At 73.4% G+C, this 20756-nt stretch carries 20 protein-coding genes; 5 read left to right on the top strand and 15 right to left on the bottom strand.

The features are described from left to right. Window positions 1-23 precede the first annotated feature (23 nt). Window positions 24-332, top strand: coding sequence for a DUF3040 domain-containing protein (locus ACZ4TV_RS21205; RefSeq protein ID WP_468136245.1), 309 nt, complete (start codon window positions 24-26; stop codon window positions 330-332). 18 nt (window positions 333-350) lie between these two features. On the opposite strand, the gene ACZ4TV_RS21200 is transcribed toward ACZ4TV_RS21205, so the two are convergent. Together ACZ4TV_RS21200 and ACZ4TV_RS21195 are read right to left on the bottom strand one after the other, a co-directional pair. After that, window positions 351-2000 carry a beta-N-acetylhexosaminidase gene (locus tag ACZ4TV_RS21200; protein WP_468136244.1) on the bottom strand — a complete coding sequence of 550 codons (1650 nt, stop codon included), beginning with the start codon at window positions 1998-2000 and terminating at the stop codon, window positions 351-353. A gap of 67 nt (window positions 2001-2067) precedes the next feature. Continuing rightward, the gene (locus ACZ4TV_RS21195; RefSeq protein ID WP_468136243.1) at window positions 2068-3294 is read right to left on the bottom strand and encodes an MFS transporter; all 1227 of its coding nucleotides are present in this window, start codon (window positions 3292-3294) and stop codon (window positions 2068-2070) included. A gap of 247 nt (window positions 3295-3541) precedes the next feature. Here ACZ4TV_RS21195 and ACZ4TV_RS21190 point away from each other — a divergent pair, with 247 nt between their 5' ends. Further along, window positions 3542-3997, top strand: a complete 456-nt coding sequence (locus ACZ4TV_RS21190) for a MarR family winged helix-turn-helix transcriptional regulator (RefSeq protein WP_468136242.1) — start codon at window positions 3542-3544, stop codon at window positions 3995-3997. A 16-nt stretch (window positions 3998-4013) separates the two neighbouring features. On the opposite strand, the gene ACZ4TV_RS21185 is transcribed toward ACZ4TV_RS21190, so the two are convergent. From ACZ4TV_RS21185 to pdxR, 4 genes are read right to left on the bottom strand one after another with little or no spacing between them, the layout of a single operon-like run. Further along, a complete protein-coding gene (locus tag ACZ4TV_RS21185; protein ID WP_468136241.1) occupies window positions 4014-4544 on the bottom strand; it encodes a hypothetical protein in 531 nt (176 codons plus the stop codon). Beyond that, complete coding sequence (locus tag ACZ4TV_RS21180) at window positions 4541-5251, bottom strand: RNA polymerase sigma factor (protein ID WP_468136240.1); 711 nt, start codon at window positions 5249-5251, stop codon at window positions 4541-4543. Before ACZ4TV_RS21180 ends, ACZ4TV_RS21185 begins: the two co-directional genes overlap by 4 nt. A gap of 8 nt (window positions 5252-5259) precedes the next feature. Further along, on the bottom strand, window positions 5260-5766 hold the full coding sequence (locus ACZ4TV_RS21175) for an LPXTG cell wall anchor domain-containing protein (protein ID WP_468136239.1): 507 nt from the start codon (window positions 5764-5766) through the stop codon (window positions 5260-5262). A 43-nt stretch (window positions 5767-5809) separates the two neighbouring features. Beyond that, window positions 5810-7369 (bottom strand): MocR-like pyridoxine biosynthesis transcription factor PdxR, encoded by a 1560-nt coding sequence (gene pdxR / locus ACZ4TV_RS21170; protein WP_468136238.1) that lies wholly within the window; start codon window positions 7367-7369, stop codon window positions 5810-5812. A 29-nt stretch (window positions 7370-7398) separates the two neighbouring features. Between pdxR and ACZ4TV_RS21165 the strand changes: the two genes are divergently transcribed. Continuing rightward, window positions 7399-8400, top strand: a complete 1002-nt coding sequence (locus ACZ4TV_RS21165) for a DMT family transporter (protein WP_468136237.1) — start codon at window positions 7399-7401, stop codon at window positions 8398-8400. 32 nt (window positions 8401-8432) lie between these two features. Then, a complete protein-coding gene (locus ACZ4TV_RS21160) occupies window positions 8433-9275 on the top strand; it encodes a helix-turn-helix domain-containing protein (protein ID WP_468136236.1) in 843 nt (280 codons plus the stop codon). Here ACZ4TV_RS21160 and ACZ4TV_RS21155 read toward each other — a convergent pair. The 5 genes from ACZ4TV_RS21155 to ACZ4TV_RS21135 all read right to left on the bottom strand — a co-directional run bounded on the left by ACZ4TV_RS21155 (window position 9205) and on the right by ACZ4TV_RS21135 (window position 15961). Further along, window positions 9205-9909 (bottom strand): class I SAM-dependent methyltransferase, encoded by a 705-nt coding sequence (locus tag ACZ4TV_RS21155; RefSeq protein ID WP_468136235.1) that lies wholly within the window; start codon window positions 9907-9909, stop codon window positions 9205-9207. The genes ACZ4TV_RS21160 and ACZ4TV_RS21155 overlap by 71 nt on opposite strands. 56 nt (window positions 9910-9965) lie before the next feature. Continuing rightward, window positions 9966-13412 carry an endo-alpha-N-acetylgalactosaminidase family protein gene (locus ACZ4TV_RS21150; RefSeq protein WP_468136234.1) on the bottom strand — a complete coding sequence of 1149 codons (3447 nt, stop codon included), beginning with the start codon at window positions 13410-13412 and terminating at the stop codon, window positions 9966-9968. 222 nt (window positions 13413-13634) lie between these two features. Then, complete coding sequence (locus tag ACZ4TV_RS21145) at window positions 13635-14009, bottom strand: YbjQ family protein (protein WP_468136233.1); 375 nt, start codon at window positions 14007-14009, stop codon at window positions 13635-13637. A 73-nt stretch (window positions 14010-14082) separates the two neighbouring features. Beyond that, window positions 14083-14748, bottom strand: a complete 666-nt coding sequence (locus ACZ4TV_RS21140; protein ID WP_468136232.1) for a response regulator — start codon at window positions 14746-14748, stop codon at window positions 14083-14085. Further along, window positions 14723-15961 (bottom strand): sensor histidine kinase, encoded by a 1239-nt coding sequence (locus ACZ4TV_RS21135; RefSeq protein WP_468136231.1) that lies wholly within the window; start codon window positions 15959-15961, stop codon window positions 14723-14725. The genes ACZ4TV_RS21140 and ACZ4TV_RS21135 overlap by 26 nt, the downstream gene beginning before the upstream one ends. A gap of 356 nt (window positions 15962-16317) precedes the next feature. On the opposite strand from ACZ4TV_RS21135, the gene ACZ4TV_RS21130 reads away from it, so the two are divergent. Continuing rightward, window positions 16318-16776, top strand: a complete 459-nt coding sequence (locus tag ACZ4TV_RS21130; RefSeq protein ID WP_468136230.1) for an SH3 domain-containing protein — start codon at window positions 16318-16320, stop codon at window positions 16774-16776. 20 nt (window positions 16777-16796) lie between these two features. Here the strand turns inward: ACZ4TV_RS21130 and ACZ4TV_RS21125 are convergent, their stop codons facing one another. The 4 genes from ACZ4TV_RS21125 to ACZ4TV_RS21110 are packed head-to-tail and all read right to left on the bottom strand — an operon-like array spanning window position 16797 to window position 20675. After that, the gene (locus tag ACZ4TV_RS21125; RefSeq protein WP_468136229.1) at window positions 16797-17147 is read right to left on the bottom strand and encodes an NTP pyrophosphohydrolase; all 351 of its coding nucleotides are present in this window, start codon (window positions 17145-17147) and stop codon (window positions 16797-16799) included. A 40-nt stretch (window positions 17148-17187) separates the two neighbouring features. After that, entirely contained in the window at window positions 17188-19479 is a 2292-nt protein-coding gene (locus ACZ4TV_RS21120; RefSeq protein WP_468136228.1) for a phosphatase domain-containing protein, read from the bottom strand. A gap of 57 nt (window positions 19480-19536) precedes the next feature. Next, entirely contained in the window at window positions 19537-20223 is a 687-nt protein-coding gene (locus ACZ4TV_RS21115; protein WP_468136227.1) for a Rossmann-fold NAD(P)-binding domain-containing protein, read from the bottom strand. Between the two features lie 17 nt (window positions 20224-20240). After that, window positions 20241-20675 carry a VOC family protein gene (locus tag ACZ4TV_RS21110; RefSeq protein WP_468136226.1) on the bottom strand — a complete coding sequence of 145 codons (435 nt, stop codon included), beginning with the start codon at window positions 20673-20675 and terminating at the stop codon, window positions 20241-20243. Between the last annotated feature and the right edge of the window lie 81 nt (window positions 20676-20756).

Here is a 20756-nt window from a genome sequence, read left to right as displayed (position 1 = left end):
GCAGCCGACGGAGGTACGTCGTGATGGACGGAGCCGGACTCTCCGATCGCGAGCAGCGCGCCCTCTCCGCGATCGAGGCACAGCTCAAGGGTGACCGTTCGCTCGACCGGATGCTGAGTTCCGCGCACCGGCGTCACCGCACCGTGGGGGCCTGTCTGCTCGGTGCGGTGACGGTGACGCTGTTCATCGCCGCCTCGGTCACCGTGTCACAGCCCCTGCTCTGGGGCTTCGCAGCCGCCTGGACCCTGACAGTGGTCACCGCGCTGCCGCCGCTCGGCCGATGGGCCCGCCGCCGCTGGCAGAACAGGGACATGGACAGGGACACCCCCTAGCCTCAGGGGCCGGGAGCCTCAGGGGCCGGGCGGGTCCAGCCGGTCGGCGAGGGTCTGGAAGCCGGACCAGGGCAGCTCGGGCGCGCGGGCGTCCCACACCTTCTGGGAGAGCGCGGCCAGCGGCAGCCGGATGCCCGCCGCCACCTGGGCCTGGGTCTGCGCGCCGGCCAGGTCGCACCAGACCGCGAGGCGTCCGCCCAGGATCTGCTGCGTGTACGTGGCCGGGACGGCGGTGGTGCCGCGCAGTACCAGCGGGGTCCACTGCTCGTAGATCCGCCGGCCGGTGGGGTACGTGAACTGGTTCGGCTCGCCGAGCACGTAGTACAGGTACTCGTCGTTGAGGTTCACGAGCTTGCGGCCCTCGCGCAGGTACTCCAGCGGTGGGCGGGCGCCGATTTCCTTGCCGGTCCAGTACTCGACCTGGATGTCCTTGGCCGCGCTCACCACCCCGCCGGCGAAGAAGCCGTCGTTCCACGCCTTGAGCGCCTTGCCCGACGGACGGACCACGTCCGCGCGGTCGTCGAGCCAGCCCGTCGCCAGGTCCTGCACGCGGGCCGTGGGCCCGTACCGCTGGCGCGCCGCGTTCGCGAGCTGCGGGAAGGAGGTCTGCGGATCCCGGTAGACCAGCGCCTGGTACTCGTCGGCGCCCAGGTGCCAGGCCCCGCCGGGGAACAGTGGCAGGTACTCGCGCAGCAGTTCGTCGATGAGCGTGGCGGCCGCCGGGTCGGATATGTCCACCGCTCCCTTGACCGCCCTGCCCTGTACGTCGCGCAGTTGCAGGTCGGGGTGGGCGCGCAGCACCGCGCCGAGGTGTCCGGGCGAGTCGATCTCCGGAACCACGGTGATGTGCAGCCGGGCGGCGAGTGCCGTGATGGCGCGGACCTGCGCCTTGGTGAGGTGCGGGGTGGAGACGATCTCGGGGTGGCTGTCGGACTCGATCCGGAAGGCCTGGTCGTCGGAGAAGTGCAGGCCGAGCTGGTTGAGCTTGAGGTCGGCCATCTCGCGCAGCCGGTCCTCGATCCAGTCGGGCGTGAAGTGCTTGCGCGCGATGTCGAGGTTGAGGCCCCGCTGGGGCTTGGCCGGGCCGTCGCGCACGGTGCCTTCGGGGGCCGAACCGGCGCTCCGCACGGCCTGTTTGAGGGTGCGGGTTCCGTAGAACACCCCGGCCTCGTCGGGGCCGTTGATCCGGACGCGGCCGTCCTGGACGGCAAGGGTGTACGACTCGGGCGAGCCCGCGCCCCCGGCGTCCAGGGACAGTTCCACGTCGCCGGAGCGCGGGGCCGCTTCCTCGCCGTATCCGATGCGCAGTTCACCGGCGAGCAGTGTGGCCTCGTCCGACAGCGCGGCCGCGTCGCCCGGCGCGACGACCACGCGGGCCTCGGGGGTGGGCTTCCAGCCGGGGCCGCTGGCGGGCACGTGCTCCCGTACGGCCGGGATCGTGCGCGGGGCGGTGGACAGGGGCGACGGCGGCGTCGGCGCGGGGGCGGCCGAGGGGGCGGCTGCGGGCGGGCCGGCCGCCGTCGTCGCGCTGTCCGGGGCGGTGGGGGCGGGGGCGCGGGCCTGGTCCGAGGAGGCCGTGCAGCCCGGGACGGCGAGGGTGACCAGCGCGGCGACCGTTGCCGTCGCGATGACGTGGATCCTCCTGTACCGCTTCGGATTCCGCATCATGCACCCGTGTCCCCCGTACCAACGTGGCACGCGGGACACGGGCGCGCGACCCGGGGAGTTGAGGGGATCAGTGGTGGGCGGGGACGGCCGCGGAGACCTCGGGAGCTCCGCCCGTGACGACCAGGCCCCGGCCGTCCGGACGTCCGGCCGTACGGCGTTCCAGTGCGCCGGAGATGAGGGCGAGCACCAGGGCGGAGGCGGCCAGCGCCGCGCCGACCCAGTTGGGGGCGGTCCAGCCGAGGCCGGAGGCGATCACGAGCCCGCCGAGCCAGGCGGCGAGGGCGTTGCCGAGATTGAAGGCGCCGATGTTGACGGCGGAGGCCAGGGTGGGGGCCCCGGCGGCCTGGTCGAGGACCCGCTTCTGGAGCGGCGGCACGGTGGCGAAGCCGAGGGCGCCGATCAGCACGATGGTGACGGCGGCGCCGGCCTTGCTGTGGGCGGTGAGCGTGAAGACGGCCAGCGTGACGGCGAGCGCGCCCAGGGACACGTACAGCATCGGCATCAGCGCGCGGTCGGCGTACCGGCCGCCGATCAGGTTGCCGCCGACCATGCCCAGGCCGAAGAGGACGAGGAGCCAGGTGACGGAGGAGTCGGCGAAGCCGGCGACGTCGGTCATCATCGGGGTGATGTAGGTGATCGCGGCGAAGACGCCGCCGAAGCCGAGGACGGTCATCGCCATCGCGAGCAGCACCTGGACGTTGCGGAAGGCGGCGAGCTCGCGGCGGATCCGTACGCCGCCCGCGGGCCGGGGCAGCTCGGGGACCAGCCGGGCGATGCCGAGCAGACCGGCGACACCGAGCGCGGCGACGATCAGGAAGGTGACGCGCCAGCCGAGGGTCTGTCCGACGAGCGTGCCCAGCGGGACGCCGACCACATTGGCCACCGTCAGGCCGGTGAACATCATGGCGATGGCTCCGGCCTTCTTCTCGGGGGCGACGAGTTCGGCGGCGACGACGGCGCCGATGCCGAAGAAGGCGCCGTGGGCGAGCGAGGCGACGACACGGCCGGAGAGCATGACGCCGAAGGCGGGGGCGAGTGCGGAGAGGACGTTGCCCGCGATGAAGAGGCCCATGAGCAGCATCAGCATGCGCTTGCGGGGGATGCGGGTGCCGAGCACGGTCATGAGCGGCGCACCGAGGACGACGCCGAGGGCGTAGCCGGTGACCAGGAAGCCCGCGGTGGGGATCGAGACGCCGTACTCGCCGGCGACCTCGGGGAGCAGGCCCATGATCACGAATTCGGTAGTGCCGATCCCGAAGGCCCCGACGGCGAGGGCGAGGAGAGCGAGAGGCATGGGGGAGGTGCCCTTCAGGGGAGGGGGAGGTGCGGGGTGCGGGGTGCGGCGAGGGGAGGCGGGGTCGCCCAAGGTTGCCGGCGCCGCTTACATGCGTCGAGGTTAGTTGCAGACGCGGGTTATTTGCAAGCGCGGGCTATTGCAGACGTGTCCTATCCTGGGGTCACACGCCTCGCACGGCACTCGCACGCGCACTCGCACCCCGCACACGGCACACGGCACACGGCACGCTTCGACGGAGGAGCCAATGACGGCCACGGACAGCGCCCTCACCGCCCTCTCCCAGGGCTGGTGCGCCCTCTCCCTCCTGCACGGGCGGATCGAGGCGCACATCGAACGGGCCCTGCAGGCGGGGCACGGCCTCAGCGTGCGCGAGTACTCGCTCCTCGACGTCCTCAGCCGCCAGCACAACGGGCCGGGTGGCCACCTGCGGATGCACCAGGTCGCCGACTCGGTGGTGCTCAGCCAGAGCGCCACGACCCGCCTGGTCAGCCGGCTGGAGGACCGCGGCCTGCTGAACCGGTACCTCTGTGACACCGACCGGCGGGGCATCTACACCGACGTGAGCGAGGCCGGCCTGGCCCTCCTGGCCGCGGCCCGGCCCACGAACGACACCGCCCTGCGCGAGGCCCTCGACGAGGCCGCGCGCAACCCGGAACTCGCCCCGCTGGTAGCGGCGGTGGAGAACCTCCGCACGTCCTAGCAGGCGCTAGCAGGCCCTAACGCGGACCGGCGTTCCTCGGCGGCGAGGACGTCGCGACGCCTCCCGCCGCGGCGGACGGACTCGTCGACGGCGGCACCGATCCCGACGGTTTCGGCGAGAGCGGCGCGGACGGGGTCACCGACCCGGTGGGGTGCGAGGACGCGACCGGGCTTCCCGACGCGTCCACACCCGGGGTCGGCTTCAGCGGTCCGGATGACCGCGGGGTGGGTGACGCCTCGGGCTCTGGGGGCTCCGGGGACGGTCCGGGGGCCGTGATGCTCGGCGGGGTGGCGGGCGGCACCGGGCGGGGCGCCGGATCCGGGGCGAGCAGCAGGTATCCGATCCCCGCGGCCGCGGCCGCGGCCAGGCCCGCGAGGGGCAGCGCGAAGCGCCGCAGCCTGTCCACGGACAGCCGTCCCACGTGCGGTCCCGGCGGATCCGCGGGCCGCAGCCGGCGGACGTCGATGCTGTCCGCGCGCGCGTCGAGGGCCTGCCGCAGCCGGCGCTCGACGGGGCGTTCGACGAGGAGTTCGCCGTCACGCGTCATATCCGTCCCTCCAGAATCCGTTCCAGGGCGTCCAGGCCGCGGCTCGCGTTGGACTTCACCGCTCCCCGGCTGATCCCGAGGGTGGCCGCGATCTCCGCCTCGCTGAGGTCGGCCCAGTACCGCAGCACCAGGACCTGCCGACGGCGCGGCGTCAGCCGGCCGAGCGCGGCGAGCACCTCGCGGTGCGCCTCGTCCAGGACCACGTGGTCCTCGGCGGACGGTACGTCGGCCTCCGCCGACGGGGTCCAGGCCCGCGCGGTGCGCCTGCGGCGCAGCACGGAGCGCGAGGTGTTGACGACCGCGGTACGCAGGTAGCCGAGGGCGTTGTCGACCTCGGTGATCTGCTCCCCGTGGCGGCGGTAGAGGGCGGTGAAGGCGTCCTGGACCACGTCCTCGGCGGTGGCCAGGTCATCGACGAGCAGCACCGCCAGCCGGACCATCCGCAGCCGGTGCGCGTGATAGAGCTCCGTGACGGTGGGCGGCCGCGGGTCGCCGCGGCCCGTGTGGTCGTACCCGTACGAGGACCCGTACGGGGAGCCGGGCGAGGAGCTGGACGGGGAGCTGGAAGAGGAGCCGTACGAGGAGCCGTACGACCGCGGGGAGGCCGGCTGGGCGGAACGCTCCCTGCGCAGCAACGACCACAGGCCCCGCCACGCCCGGCCGAAGCCGGGCGTGAGGGGGCCGACGGGTGGTGCGAGGTGGAGCACGGGATTCCTCAGCTGTTGGCGCGGCGCCGCACGGCGTACAGGGCTCCGGCGCCGGCGAGGACCAGACCGGTGGCTCCCGCCCCCATGGCGATGGTGGTCGCCGAGGAGCCAGTATGCGCGAGCTCGGACCCCTCGGGTGCGGCGGCGGCCTCGGACGGGGACGCGCTGGGCCTGGGACCGGTCCCCGGGGTCGTCGGGAAGGCACTCGGAGCGGCGGTCGGAGCGGCACTCGGAGCGGCGCTCGCAGGGGTGGTCGGAGCGGCGCTGGGAGCGACGCTCCTCGTGTCCGTTCCCGCGGTCGGCGGGGTGCTGACCGACGGAACGGGCTTGCCCCCGCCCGCGGTGGGAGCGGCACTGGCCGGAACGCTGACCGCCGGGGAGGGCGTGGCCGAACTGCCGCCCGCGGCGGAGGCCGGCCCCGCGAGGCCGACGACCATCCCGGCGACCGCCCCGGCGGCGCCGGCGGTGGCGGCCGTGCGGCGGACGGCCAGGGGGACACGCTTCAGGTTCTTCACGGTGGTTCTCCACGGTCGGGTCGAGGGCGTGGGACCACGCCCTTCACCCCCGCACGACGCGCGACCCTCCGGGAGGTTGCCGCCGTTCCGGAAAAACTTTTCGCCCGGCCTCCGGCAGTCCGCCCAGTGCCGTGCCGAGGAGGGCGATGCCCTCCTCGATCTCGCCGGCCGAGCCCGCCGCGTAGCCGAGGATCAGGCCGGGTGGGCCCGGCCGGACGCGGTGCCAGGACAGCGGGTGGGTCTTGACCCCCAGGGCCAGGGCCGCCGAGGCCAGGTCCGTGTCGTCGAAGCCGGCGCCGTCGAAGGTGACCATCAGGTGCAGTCCGGCGGCCGCCCCGTGCACCCGGGCCCCCGGCAGCCGGTCGGCGACGGCGCGGAGCATGGCATCGCGGCGGCGGCGGTGGCGGCGCCGGACGAAGCGCAGGTGCCGCTCCAGTTCGCCTGAGTCCATCAGCCTGGCGAGGACCAGCTGGGCGAGGACCGGATTGCCGAGGTCGGCGTAGCGCTTGGCGGCGGTCACGGCGTCGCGCAGGCGCGGCGGGACCAGCAGCCAGCCCAGGCGCAGGGCGGGGGCGAGGAGTTTGGACACGCTCCCGGCGTAACAGACCGCCTCGGGCAGCAGGGCGCGCAGCGCGGGGACGGGGGCGCGGTCGTAGCGGTGCTCGGCGTCGTAGTCGTCCTCGATGACCAGTCCCCCGGCGGCCGCCCAGCCGAGCAGGTCCCGGCGCCGCTCGCCGTCCAGCACGACCCCGGTCGGGAACTGGTGCGCCGGGGTGAGCAGGACGGCCCCGGCCCCGCTCGCCCGGAGCTCGGCCACGTCCAGCCCGGCCTCGTCCACCCGTACGGGAACCGTCTCCAGCCGCCCGTGCTCCAGCTGCTGCCGGGCCCCGAGCGAACCGGGGTCCTCCACCGCGACCCGGTGCACACCCTCCTCCCGCAGGACCTGCGCCAGCAGCCCCAGGGCCTGGGCGACGCCCGCGACGATCACGACCTCGTGGGGGTCGGCGCGGATCCCGCGGTTGCGGGCCAGCCAGCCCACGACCGCCTCGCGCAGCGCGGGCGCGCCCTGGGGGTTCCCGTAGCCGAAGTCGGCCGGGGTGAGCGCGGCGAGCACCCGGCGCTCGGCCTGCAGCCAGGCCGTACGCGGGAAGGCGGTCAGGTCGGGCACGCCGGGCGAGAGGTCGATCCGGCAGGGTACGGCGCGCAGGGCGTCGACGAGCCCGCCGCGCGCGGGTGCGGCGGAGGGTGTGGCCACCGGTGGCGGGGCGGCGACGACCACCGTGCCGCCCCGGCCCCGTCCCGAGACCTGGCCGGTCTCCGCCAGCCGCTGGTAGGCCTCGGTGACCAGCCCCCGGGAGACGCGCAGTTCGGCGGCGAGGACGCGGCTGGCCGGGAGCCGGCTGCCGACCGGCAGCGTGCCGTCGGCGATGGCGGCGCGGAGCCGGCCGGCCAGCCAGTCGGTGCGGCCGCCCGGCGGGGCCTGGCCGACGTCGAGCTGGAGGAAGTCCGAGCCCACGGCACCGCCGGCGGCTTCCGGCCGGGTGGTCCCGTTGGACTCCTGCGTTTTGGACCCCTCGGGCACCACATCTTTGGACCTGCTCATCGGTCCATTGTGCCGCCAGGCTGGACGTCATGAAGACACCATCCACCACCTTCCGGGACCTGGTGCCCGGTATCGCCGGCATGGCGCTGGTCGGCAGCAGCGTCAGCGTTTCCCGTGCCCTCGTCGACGCCCCGCTGTTCGCCACCCAGGCCGTCCGGTACGTGGCCGCCGCGCTGTTGCTGCTCGCCCTGGCCCGGGTCGCCCGGGTGCCGGTCCTGCGGCCGCGCGGGCGGGAGTGGCTGTGGCTGGCCGGGATCGCGGCGACCGGGCTGGTGCTGTTCAACGTGGCCGTCGTCCGCGGGGTCGCGCATGCCGAACCGGCGGTCATCGCCGTGGCGGTGGCCTCCGTACCGATCGTGCTCGGTCTGATCGGCCCGTTCCTGGAGGGCAGGCGGCCCAGCCGTCAGGTGCTGCTCGCCGCTCCCGTCGTGGTGGGCGGGGCCGTACTGGTCGAGGGAACGGGCCGGACGGACGCCGCCGGGGTGGCCTGGGCCGCGCTCGCGCTGGCCTGCGAGGCCGGGTTCACCCTGCTCGCCGTGCCGGTGCTGCGGCGGCACGGCCCCTGGGGGGTGTCCGTGCACGCGGTGTGGCTGGGGGCCCTGATGCTGGTGGTGCTCACCTTGCTCTTCGAGCGCCCCTCCGACCTGGCGTCGCTCGGACCGGCCCAGTGGGCGGCCGCCGGGTACCTCGCCGTCATGGTCACGGCGGTGGCGTTCGTGCTCTGGTACCGCACGGTGGCCGCCGTGGGCTCCGGGCGGGCCGGGCTGCTCACCGGGGTCGCGCCCCTCGCCGCGGCGGGTGCCGGAACGCTCGCCGGCAGCGGGGTCCCGGGCCCGGCGGTGTGGCTGGGTCTGCTCGTAGTGATCGCCGGGCTGGCGGTGGGGCTCCGCCCGGGCCCGGAGCCGCGTACGCCCGCGCCCCTCGCCGCACCCGGGACCGAGCCGCACTCCGCATCGCACTCCGCGCCGCACTCCGCGCCGCACTCGGCACCGTCGGCGCCTCGTACCGACCGGGCGGCCGCATCCTCTTGAGGGTGCCCGGCCTTGTGGATCACAATCCGCAGATGGCCACACCCCCGTGCAGCAGTTGGATGCGGTACTTCTCCCCCACCGCCAACCACCGCAGACTCGGCCTGGTCTGCCTCGGGGTGGGCGTGCAGCAGGGCGTGCTGCCGGTCGTCGGTCCCCGCACCCTCGACCACCACGTCGCCGTGGTCGTCACCCGCGGCCGGGGCTGGTTCAGCCACGGCGGCCGGCCGCCGCAGCCGGTGACCGCGCCCGCGCTGCTGTGGCTGGTGCCGGGCGTGGAACACCACTACGGGCCCGACCCGCTGACCGGCTGGGACGAGTGCTTCGTGGACTTCGCCGGGCCCGGCGTGGAGGCGTACACCGATCTGGGCTACGTCACCCCGGACCGCCCGCTGGTGCCGCTCGGCGGGACGGCCGGGGTGCAGCACGTCGTCGACGGGATCGTACGGGCCGCCCGGCGCGGCGGCCCGCTGCTGGAGGTCGAGGCCGCGGCGGCCGTGCACGGGCTGCTGGTGGCCCTGCGCTACGCCCGCGCCGAGGCCTCCCGGCACGGGGACGCCGTGATGGACACCCTGGCGCGGGACGCACTGCTGCCCATACCGGTGGCCGAGCACGCCGCCCGGCTCGGGATGCCGCTGCCCCAGCTGCGCCGGGCGGTGCGGCGCAGTACCGGGGAGGGGGTCAAGGAGTACCTCCTCGGTATCAGGCTGAGCCGGGCGAAGGAGCTGCTGGCCCGCACCGACCTGCCGGTCGCCGCAGTCGCCCGGCGGGTCGGTTACGAGGATCCGGCCTACTTCAGCCGGCTCTTCAGCCGCCGGGTGGGCATGGCTCCGGTCCGCTTCCGCGCCCAGCAGTCGGTTCGGGGCCCGGTCCGCTGACCGGCCGGATCGCGCGCCGCGCGTAGCAGAAGAGGTGCTCCTCGGGGCCCGCCTGGGCGTCGGCGGGCCGGAAGTGCGCGGTGTGGTGGTGCAGCACCTCCAGGCCCCGGTCCGCGAGCCTGGCCAGGTGGTCCGCGGTGGAGAGGCTGCTGACGGTGACCTCGTGGCCCATCCACTCGATGTCCAGGCCCCGGATGTCCCCCGGCACCGTGGCCATGACGAAGTACCCGCCCGGCGCGACCCACGACGCCATGCGGTCCAGTGCCGCCGCGACCTCCGGCTGGTCCATCACCAGCAGCGGGAAGAAGCTGCACACCGCGTCGAACCCGCCCGGTTCGGGCTCGTACGTGCGCACGTCGGCCTGTTCGAAGCGCGCCCGCGGGACCCGGGCGCGGGCGAGGGCCACCATGGCCGACGAGACGTCGATGCCGGTCACGGCGCAGCCGGCCCGGACCAGTGCCTCGGCGGTGGGCCGCCCGGTGCCGCTGCCCACGTCCAGCACCCGGGCCCCGCGGGGCAGCCGCGCGGTGAGCCAGTCGAGTGCGTCCAGCTGCCCGGGCACCTGCCCGAACACCTCCTCGTAGCGCTCCCCCAGCTCGTCGAACACCTCTGCCGCTGACTTGCGTTGACGCATCGGGCCCGTCCTTTCGTCTTCGGGCCACCACCGTACGAGCGGGGCGCCGGACACCCCTAGGGACGGTGGCCGATGTTGAGTTCCGCGATCGAGGTCCACGGGTTGCCCGCCACCTCGCTCGTGGCCTTGAGCCGGACGTAGCGCGCGGTGCGCGCCGCGAAGGTGACGTCCTGCTGAGCCGTCGTGTTCGGGAAGGTTCCGGCGGCCGCGGCCGGCCCCCAGGTGAGCGCGTCGGTGGAGGTGAACACCTGGTAGCCGGCGACGCGTCCGTTGCTCTGCGACTGCCGGGGCAGGTAGTGCAGGGCCGAGACGTCGTACGTGGCGCCGAGGTCGAGGGTGATCTCGTGCGGCATGGGCGCGGTCGCGGCGTACCACTGGGTGTGCCAGATGGTGGAGGCGTCGCCGTCCAGGACGTTGGCGGCGGCGCCGTTCTCCCCGGTGGTCTCCTGGCTGTCGACCGCCTTCACGCTCATCTGGCTCTGCGGGACGAGCAGTTCGCCCCCGTCGGCCGGCCCGAGGTCGTCCACGATCAGGTCGTCGAGGATGAGGTCGGCCTCGTTGTGCGAGCTCTCGGGGGTGACCTTCCGTACGCCGATCCAGGCGTCGGCCCCGGCGGTGAAGGTCTTGGTGAACGTGGTCGGGGTACGGGCCTGGTTCAGGGCGGTGGTGGTCTCGGTCGTGCCGGAGCCCGTGACGAACTGGTAGTCGCCGCTGAAGCCTGCCTCGTAGGAGAAGGTGACCTTGTACGCGCGTCCCTGGGTCAGGCGCAGGGTCTTCGGCAGGGTGCGGTAGACCAGGCCGGTCCGCTCCTCGTGCGACTTGAGGGAGTTCTGCCCGTTGATCACGTCGTCGACCAGCTTCCCGCTCCAGCCCGCCTGCGTGTACGGGGCGTTGCGCTGGGCGATGTGCGTGCGCGGGTCGGTGGCCGAGCCGCCCGCGCCGCCGAAGGCGAAGGGGCCCCAGCCGGCGTCGACGTTCTCGAAGTCCTCGGCGAAGAAGTGGCCGCCGAGCGGGGTGCGGGCGGAGCGGACCACCCGCACGTCGTCCAGATGGACCGTGCCGGTGCCGGATCCGGCGGCCGCCGACAGCTTGAGGGTGGCGGTGGACTGTCCGGCCGGGACGTCGAAGAACACCTTCATGCGCTGCATCCTGGTGCCGTTCTTCTCGCTGCCGCCGAGGCTGTTCGTCAGCGGCGAGGAGTCCGCGTACACGGAGGCTGCGGCGCCGCCGGCCGGGGTGACGGTGAGGGTGGCGGCCCGGCCGGCCGGGGTGGAGACCCAGACGGAGGCGGCGTGGGTGCCGGGGGCGAGGCCGGTGAGCTGCTGGGAGACGGTGGGGGTGGTGCCGGGGGCGAAGGTGAGCTCGCTCTGGCCCTGGGCGTTGCGGGTGACGGCGGCGCCGGTTCCGGTGACGGTCCAGGCCTTGAGGTCGCCCGCGTAGAAGGAGGGGTCCTTGACCGGGGTGCCCTCGCCCCACCTCGGGTCGGCCTGGGCGGGCGAGGCGCCGTCGGTGACCACGTAGGCGGTGCGGGCGGCGGCGTTGATGGTGATCTGGTTGCCCGCTCCGACGGCGAGGTCACCGACGAACCGGCGGCCGGCGTCGGTCAGTTGGTGGAGCTTGGGCGCGGTCCAGCCGGCGGGCAGGGTCCAGGTGGTGGAGCCCGCCTTGTCGTTCCAGTGGTAGAGCTTGCCGCCGCGGGGCAGCAGATAGCTGTCCCCGGACAGGACGGTGCGGCCGGCGGTGGTGATCCGGCGCTTGTTGCCGGCGGTGGTGACGGTGGTGCCGTTCGCGAGGGTGACCGTGTCTGCGGTCCACTTCACGATCGGGGATTCCTGGAGGTACTTGGTCGGCAGGTTGACGGCGAAGGTGGTGTTCAGGAAGGCGGTGAAGTCCTTCTTGCCCTGCCAGCCCTCGTGGGCGGTGATCTCGGCGCCGCCGAGCAGCGGGTTGCGGGCGATCCAGTCGTCCTTGGTGTGGTTGGCGATGAACCGGGCGATGGTGGAGTTGATGCCCTTCAGGTCGCTGCCGCCGTAGTTGACGTCGGCGGCCCAGTGGTGCCACAGGGACTGCTCGGTGAGGGTCTGGGGGAACTCCGTCGCCAGTTGGAGACCGAGGCCGGAGATCTCGCGCTGGAGCCTGCGCGAGACGTAGCCGTCGCCGTACCAGACGTCCACGTAGAGGAAGTCGAGTCCGGGAGCGGCGGCCTTGAGGTCCTGGAGGCGCCTGAGGCGCTCGCCGGACTGGCCGTCCTTCCTCGTGTCCACGTAGTACGACTGGTCGAGCCAGTCCCAGCCGAGTCCGCCGCTCTGGTGGGCCGGGTCGAAGGTCGCGGAGACCGGGTACTCCTCGGTGGCGTTGACGTGCACCCCGAAGTCGGCGTTGTAGGCCTGGCCGGCGGTGGTGAGAGTGTTCAGGTCGGTGGCGCCGCCCAGCTTGGACCCGATGTTCTTGTAGTCCATGTGCGCGGAGTCGTGGCCCTCGGAGGCGTATCCCTTGAGGAGGACGAACTGTCCGAGCCCGTCCGTGGCGAGGCTGACCCGCTTGGTCTCGTCGAGGGTCTGCGCGAAGGGGTGCGTGGCCTGGGAGGCGAAGTTGAAGGGGATCCGCTGCACCACCCGGTCGGCGGTGTCCTGCCAGCCGGTGGGCGGGGTCCAGATGTCCCGGTGCGCGATGGCGGCGTCCTGCCAGTCCACGACGGAGTCCGCGTTGCGGTCGGCGGTGATCGCGATACGGGCGTACGGGAGCGGCTCGGTGTCGGAGTCGGCCGCGCCGGCGGCCCGGTGGAGCCAGGCGCCGCTCCACAGCCCGGCTCGGCGGTAGGAGCCCTTGTCGGTGACCCGTTTGCTGATCCGGCCGTTCTCCCGTGCGGTGCCGCCCGAGGGCGTGTCGTAGAGGGAGTTGGAGTCGATGGCGGCGGCCAGCTTGCCGGTGTTGGCCAGGCCGTACATCACGGTGGTCGCGGCCGGGTCGACGGGGGTGCTCGCGGTGATGGGGGTGAAGGTGTCCCCCGTGCCGGTGGTGGCGGTGTGCATGTTCGCCGTGGAGAGCGCGGCGCCCGGCTGGTCGCTGCGGACGCTGACGAGGTGGTGGTCGGGGATCGCGAGGCTGCGTACGCGCAAGGAGGCGGTGTCCTCGATCGCGGTGACCTTGAACTCCACGGTCGAACCGGTCACCGAGAGCCGGGACCTGATGGTCACGCCGGAGAAGGCGAGCGCGTAGTCCACGCCGGAGGCGGAGGGGGTTGCGGTCACGGTGGGGGTGAAGGCCGTCCCGTTGACAAGGATGGTGCTCAGCGGGTCCTCGTTGCCGTGCAGCACGTCGCCGGTGGCGCGCCGGGTGTAGCTGATGACCCGGGGGAAGCCGCTGTCCACGCTGACGGACAGCTCGGGCGAAGTGATCGTCACGGGTGCCGCCGCCGCGGCGGGGGCGGTGGGCGCGGCCACGACCAGGGTGGCGACCAGGCCGGCCACCGCGGCTGCGGCCGGCCAGAGGGGGGTGCGCATCGGACCTCCGGGAGTCGGCTTCCTCGGCGGAAGACCGCTCGGCACGCAGTCCCGAACGGTCCGCTCACTGACCTGACAGCTTGCGGACCGGGGGCCGGGCAGGCCCATGGACAAAGCGGAGCGCCGTCCTGGACTTACGTGACGGGAGGCGGCCGGAGGTGGCCGAAGGTGGCCACAGACGGCTGAAGGTGGCCACAGATGGCCGAAGGTTGCCGACGAAGGTCAGGCGGAGGCGGGGACCAGGACCACGGCCGTCCCGTACGCGCACACCTCGGTGCCGGCGTCGGCGGCGTCGGTGACGTCGAAGCGCATCATCAGCACGGCGTTCGCGCCGCGCGCCTTCGCCTGTTCGATGAGCCGCTCCATGGCCTGGTTGCGGGTCTGCACCAGGGTCTTGGTGAGGCCCTTCAGCTCGCCGCCGATCATCGACTTCAGGCCCGCGCCGATCTGGCTGCCCAGATGGCGGGAGCGCACGGTGAGGCCGAAGACCTCACCGATGACCTGCTCGACCCGGTAGCCGGGGACGTCGTTGGTCGTCACCACGAGGACGCCGGTCTCCTGCGCCCCCGACCCGCCGCCGTAGTCTTCGATACCCATGGCACCCACTCTGGCCCGGCCCGGCGCCGCCCGCATCCGGGGAGCCGCGCGACCAGGGCGTCCGAGCGCGCGCTCAGGGCATTCGGGCGGCGAGGCCGAACTCGTGGGCCACGACCACGGCCTGGGCGCGGCTGGACAGGGCCAGTTTGCTCATGCAGCGGTGGACGTGCGTCTTGACGGTGGCGGCGCTGAGCACGAGCCGGCCGGCGATGTCGGCGTTGGACAGGCCGGCGCCGACCAGGGCGAGCACCTCGCGCTCGCGCGGTGTCAGGGTGTCCAGGCCGGGGTGCGGTTCGCGGGCGACCGGGGCGGCGTAGGTGTCGATCAGCCCGCGCAGGGCCCGGGGGCTGAACAGCATCTCGCCGGCGTGCACGGTGGCGATGGCGGCGAGCAGGCGGTCGGGCGGGGTGTCCTTGACGAGGAACCCGCTGGCGCCGACCCGCAGCGCGCGGAAGACGTGCTCGTCGGAGTCGAAGGTGGTCAGGACGAGCACCTTCGGCCCGCCGTTGGCGGGATCCTCCCGGCCGGCCAGGATCCGCTCGGTGGCGGCGATCCCGTCCGTGCCGGGCATCCGGATGTCCATGAGGATGACGTCGGGCCGGGTCTCGGCGGCGAGCCGGACCGCCTCCTCGCCGTCGCCCGCCTCGCCGACGACCTCGTAGCCGGGTGCGGCGGTCAGCAAAGCGGTCAGTCCGGACCGGATCAGGAACTGGTCATCGACGACGAGTACGGACGGCATCCGCGTCATCCCCTCCCGGTCGCGGCACGGGGACCCGCAGCCTGACCTCGAAGCCGCCCTCGGGGACGGGCTCGGCGGTGACCGTGCCGTGGTAGATCGTCGCCCGCTCGCGCATGCCGATCAAGCCCTGACCGGCCGTCTTCTGAGCGGCGGCCCCCGCGGGCGCCGTCGCGCGCAGCGGCGGGCGCCCGCTTCCGTCGTCCTTGACCCGTACGTGGACCTCGTCGCCGCCGTAGTGGACCCGGACGGTGGCGCGCGCCTCGGGGGCGTGCTTGATCACGTTCGTGAGGGCCTCCTGGACCACGCGGTACGCGCACAGGTCGATCCCGGGCGGCAGCTCGTACGCCGTTCCCGTGATCCGTACGTCGACGGGGACCCCGGCCTCCCCGACCCGCTTGACCAGCTCCTCCAGCCGCCCGAGCCCGGACACCCGGGCGTCGCCCGGCTCGGCGTCGGGCGCGGGGCCCTCCGCGCGGAGGACCACCAGCATCCGGCGCATCTCGGCCAGCGCCTCGCGGGCGCTGTCCCCGACGGTGTCCAGGGCCTTGCGGGCGGTCGGCGGGTCCGCGGAGAACACGTAGGCGGCGAGTCCGGTCTGGACGGAGATCACCGAGACGTGGTGGGCGATGACGTCGTGCAGCTCGCGGGCGATCCGGATGCGTTCCTCCGTCACGGCCCGGCGGGCCTTCTCCTCCTGTTCGACGCGGAGTTGGCGGGTGAGTTCGCGCAGTCGGCGGGATCCGTCGCCGGTGATCCAGCAGACGATGGTGGTCACCGTCACGAAGCCCACGCTGAGGGCGCCGATGCCCGGCTCGGCGAGCCGCGTGCCCCACAGGAGTACGGCCAGTGTCCCCACCGCGCACCGGGCCGAGACCTCGCGGGGGCGCAGGGAGGCCACGGTGTAGAGGGCGAGGGCCAGCCCGCAGACGGCGACGACGTGGTAGTAGCCCAGGGTGAAGTAGGTGGCGACGCAGAGCGCGGTGCTGGTCAGGACGGCGACGGGGAAGCGGCGGCGCAGCGCGAGGGGCAGGTAGACCGCGGCCAGCAGGGCGTAGGCGAGCGCGTCGGTGTCCCGCCAGTATCCGTTCGGGTCCGGCCAGTTGCGGAGCATCGTCGACGAGATCCAGAGCGAGCCGACGGCATACACGATCTCGCCGACGACCGGAAGCCCGGCGCGGAGCCGGGCCGCCGCCGGGTGTGTGGCAAAGCGCACGTCAACCCCCTTGTGTACACCCCTGGTTGTATAGGGTCACTCCCCGAGGTGGTAGGCCGGTCTCAACCCGTGGATGGGCGCGGCCGGCAGGGGTCCGCCCCTAGATTTGGCTCCGCCGGTTCACCGGCCGGCATCGGCCCTGTCCCCCCGGGGCCCCGCTGTGCGGCCGTGCCCGTTCGGGGGCGGGCACGGCCGCCGCACACCGGCGGAGCGAATTGGTCATATCGGGCTAAGCGACGGTGAGCCACCGGAGCGACGGGCCCCGCCCTGGTCATAGTCGTCCGTGGCAACCACGTGGTTGCCGCCCCGCGCCGCGCGCCGCGGCCGGGCGGAAGTCTTCGTAGAGGAGCCGGCTCATGCTGAAGCCCACCAGAACCACCCTCGCTCTCGCCACCGGAAGCCTGGTTCTCGGTCTGGTCGGAGCGGGCACGGCCGTCGCGGACGATGGTCCGGCGGACCACACGCCCCCGCGGGAGATCATCGTCGGCGAGAGGCCCTCCGGTCAGCCCGATGGGTACCCCTATGAGAGGTACGCCACCGGCCGGGTCGTCTCGAAGGGTCCGCTGAAGGTCCGCAGCAAGCCGAGCACCCACGCGCGGATCGTCGGCCAGGTGTACCCGAAGAGCAAGCTCGAGATCTCGTGCAAGAAGTCCGGCGAGACGGTCGACGGGAACCGCCTCTGGTACCGCCTGGCCGAGCGCTACGACGACGGGCACAACGACACCACCTGGCCCGACCGCGCGGCGTACCACGAGGAGCGCTGGGTCTCCGCCCGCTACGTCAAGAACCTCACCCAGGTAAGGTACTGCCGCTGACCCGGGGCCGGGCCGGGCGGTCAGTCCGCCGGGCGTACCGTACGCGGTCCCACGCACCGCACCCCGTACGCCCGGACCCGCTCGCGCAGTTCGCGGTCGGCCGTGACCACGACGCAGCCGCGCTCCGCGTGGGCCGCGGCCAGCTCCACGATCCGGTCGTCGCCGCTCCCGGGCGCCGAGTCCACCCGTACACCGGGAACGGACTCGACGCCCCGGGCCTCGCCTTCGACGACGAGGATGATCTCTTCGCCTGCGCCCCGCCCGGCCAGCCGGTCGCGCAGCCGCTCGGCCGCGCCCCGCCGGTCGCGCCACCAGCCGTCCGGCACCGAGCCGACGACGTTCGCGGCGTCGACGATCAACACGCCCGCCACGGCGGCCGTCCCCCGGTTCCTGTCGTCACAGCAGCTCTCCCTAGAAGTCGCCGTAGTTGACCTGCCAGGTGGGCAGGCCCATCCGGCGCCAGACCGCGACCACCCGGTCCCGGTCGTCGAGCGACACCCGTATCGCGTACCGGTGGCGGACGTGCGCGTCGAACAGCTCGGCCTTCACCACGTCGTCGCGGCGCGTGTCGCCCGCCGCGCGCATCCACAGCTCGTCGTAGGGCACCTGGTGGCGCCGGAGCCAGGACTCGGTCTGCGGACGGTGTTCCTCGCTGCGCCCCGACAGCAGCACGATCACGTCACCGTCGGCGCGCCGGAAGGCGTCCAGCGCGTGCCGTACCGGCTCGTTGAGCAGGTCGAGCTCGCACCGCGAGAAGTCGTACGGTCCCCGGTCGCCGGTCAGCGCGAGGGTGCCGTCGATGTCGCACATCACCGCCGCCGGCAGCGCCGGGTCGGGGACGTAGGGCGTCACGGGCGGCGCGGCTCCGGCGCCGGACCCGCCGTTCATCCACTGCTCCGTCAGCCGCCAGCCGCCCTTGCGCGCCTTCTGGTGCTTGTCGGCCAGGACGCGGATGATCTCCTCGCCGACCTGCCGCTCCCGGGCGGCGTCCCGGCGCAGGCACTCCTCCAGCGGGACGTCGGTGAAGTCGTGCACGACGAAGGTCGCGAGACCGCCGACCGCCGCCTTGAGCCGCTTGGGGATGTGCTTGGTCAGGTGGGTGTTGTCGACGACCACGTCGAAACCCCCCTCGACCGCGGCGCGGACCGCCGCGTCCTGGACGGCCAGTACGGTCTGCTCGTGCGCGAAGCTGCGGCCCCGCTCGGGGTCCGGCAGGTCGAGCATGGCGCGCAGGTCATCGAGGTTCACGCGGCGCATGCGGCCGCCGGAGCGCGCCTGGAGGGCGCGCGCCGCGGTCGTCTTGCCGGAGGCCGGCAGGCCCGTCATGACGTGCACGACGGGCAGCGCGGGCTCCTGCGCTTCGGCTTCCGCCGTGACGCCGGCGGACGGTACGGGAACGCGCGGGGCGACCACAGGCGCGGGCGCGGGAGCGACCACAGGCGCGGGCGCGGGAGCGGGCTTGCGCGCGGGCGGGCGCGCCTCATCGGGCACTGCGGGGTTCTCCTCGTCGGTGATGTAGGGGTCGGTCGTCTCCGGGCGGACCTGACGCCAGCTGGTGAGTGCGGTCGGCCTGCCGTCGAGCCGCAGGAACATCGCGGGGCGGACCCCCCGGTCGTCCAGCTCCTTGACGGCGCGGGCGAAGGCGCCGCGGTCGGCGGCCAGGTGTTCGAGGCCCGCGTAGGCCTCGTCGATCGCACGCTCGTGCCGCGCGGCCTCGTCCTCCAGGCGCGCGATCACCTCGCGCACCCAGAGGTCGAACTCGTCGGGCACCTGCTCCAGCAGGGCGTCGAGCGGCTTGCCGCCCGACGCTTCGACCTCGGCGACCGTGCAGTTCAGGCCCTGCGCGAGCTGCTTGGCGGGCACGCCGGCGAACCGCTGGATGCCGTGGGCGCGCCAGATGTCCCGCTCGGTGACCTTGGTCAGCACCCGGTGGAGCCGTACGTACTCCGACAGTTTGGCCTTCGCGCGCACGCCGGAGGCGAACCGCAGCACGAAGCCCTCCGCGTCGGTCCCGGTGGCGGTGGCGCCGCCGGGCAGGGTATTGGACTCGGTCAGCGCGATCAGCTCGTCGATGGGCATGGCGGGCCACACCGTGACGACGGAACCGATCCCCTCCCAGTGGGACGCGGCCTCGGCGAGCGGGACCTCCTTACCGTCCTGGCCGAAGGCCGCGAGGAGGACGAGGTCCCGGCGGTCGCCGTAGTCGACGACGATGCGGTTCTGCGGGTACAGGATCTCCGCGAGGTAGGTGGTGCCAGGGCGCAGGCCGGCGGTGTCCTTGGCGTCGAGCCGGCGCTGGGCCCAGGTGGCCTGGGCGCTGATGAAGGACCCCTTGGAGGCGACCCGCCAGCGGCCCGCGTAGTGGAAGACGACCGCGAGGCTGCCGTCGACCTTGTCGTACACCTCGAACGGCTCGTCCGGGAGTGCGGGAGCGTACGGCTGACCCGACTCGTGCTCGCCGACGTTGAAGAACTTCGGCAGGGGCAGCGCGACGATCGCGCCGGTGGTGTCGTCGGCGACGAGTCCCCGGCAGCGCGTGGTGACCTCGTTCCAGACGCGCTCGTACTGGGCCGTCCGTGTGTACGTGTAGATGGACAGCGGCAGTTCGGGGTGCGACTTGCGGGTCACGTACCCGGCGTCGATCGAGTCCGCCAGCGCCTGTGCGGGCAGCAGGTCATGCAGAGTCAGGGTCTCCTGGCTCATGGGTTCCTCCCGGATTGAGATGGCTCATTCTCACGTGCGGGAGGCTGTGCCGGGTACTCAATTATGCCTGGTCCGGGCACTTCCCAGCCGGTTGATGTCCGCGGGCCGCAGGATGTGGCCGGGGACCTCGGTGCCGGGCGTGGCGACGGCGATCATGGCCCGGCCGAAGGCCTCGGAGGTGATGACGAGGTTCGGCGCGACCCGCCGCAGCAGCGGGACCAGCGGTGCGGTAAGCGCGTAGAGCAGGCGGTAGAGCCGGGTCTTGGAGGGCACGCCGCGCACCGGCTGGACGATCCCGGGGCGGAACATGTAGGCCCTGAAGGGGAGTTCGAGCAGGTCGTTCTCGGTCTTCCCCTTCACCCGGGCCCACATGGAACGGCCCCGTTCGGTGCTGTCCGTACCCACCCCGGACACGTAGACGAAGGTCAGGCCGGGATTGGCGGCGGCCAGCGGCCGGGCCACCGCGAGCGTCAGGTCGTGGGTGACGCGCCGGTACGCTTCCTCCTTCATGCCGAGGGAGGAGACCCCGAGGCAGAAGAAGCAGGCGTCGTACGCGGCCGGGTCGATCTCCGCGGCGGCCAGGTCGGACGGGTCCTCCTGGACGCGCTCACGCAGCTTGGGGTGGCTGACGCCGAGCGGGGTGCGTCCGACGGCCAGGACGCTCTCGACGGAATCGTCGCGCAGGCACTCGCGCAGGACGCCCCGGCCGAGCATTCCGGTCGCGCCGAAGAGGATCACGTTCACGGGAGGCAGCCTAGTGACTAGTGGCAGACGCAGAACTCGTTGCCCTGCGGGTCGGCGAGTGTCGTCCACTTGAAGGGGCCCTGCTGGCCGTCGTGGAGGTGCCGGGCGCCCTTGGCGATGAGCCGCTCGACCAGGGCGTGCGGGTCGTCGGAGCCGATCTGGACGTCGAGGTGGACCCGGTTCTTGACCGTCTTGGGGTCGAGGACGTACTGGAAGAGGACGCGGGGCGCGCGCTCCAGGCCCTCCGGGTGGCGGATGCCGGTGCCCGCCTTCCAGACGAGGGTGCCGCGGTGGGTGGTGGTGTCGGCCTCGGTCGCCTGACCCGCTTCGATCGCGCCGCGGATGAACTCCTCGTCGCTCGGCTCCACTTCCCAGCCGAGGGCGTCCGCCCACCAGTCGGCGAGCGGATGCGGATCGGCCGAGTCGATGACCACCTGGAACGTGTACGCCATGCAGGGACCCTACTGAGGAGGCACTGCCGTCGCCACAGGAGCGGGCGCGCGCAGGAGGCGGCGGCCGGCTGCCCCGTGGGG

The sequence above is a fragment of the Streptomyces sp. NPDC028910 genome, assembly GCF_055564955.1.
The sequence above is the reverse complement of the archived record's forward strand: the minus strand, read 5'-3'. Positions and strand labels throughout refer to the sequence as shown.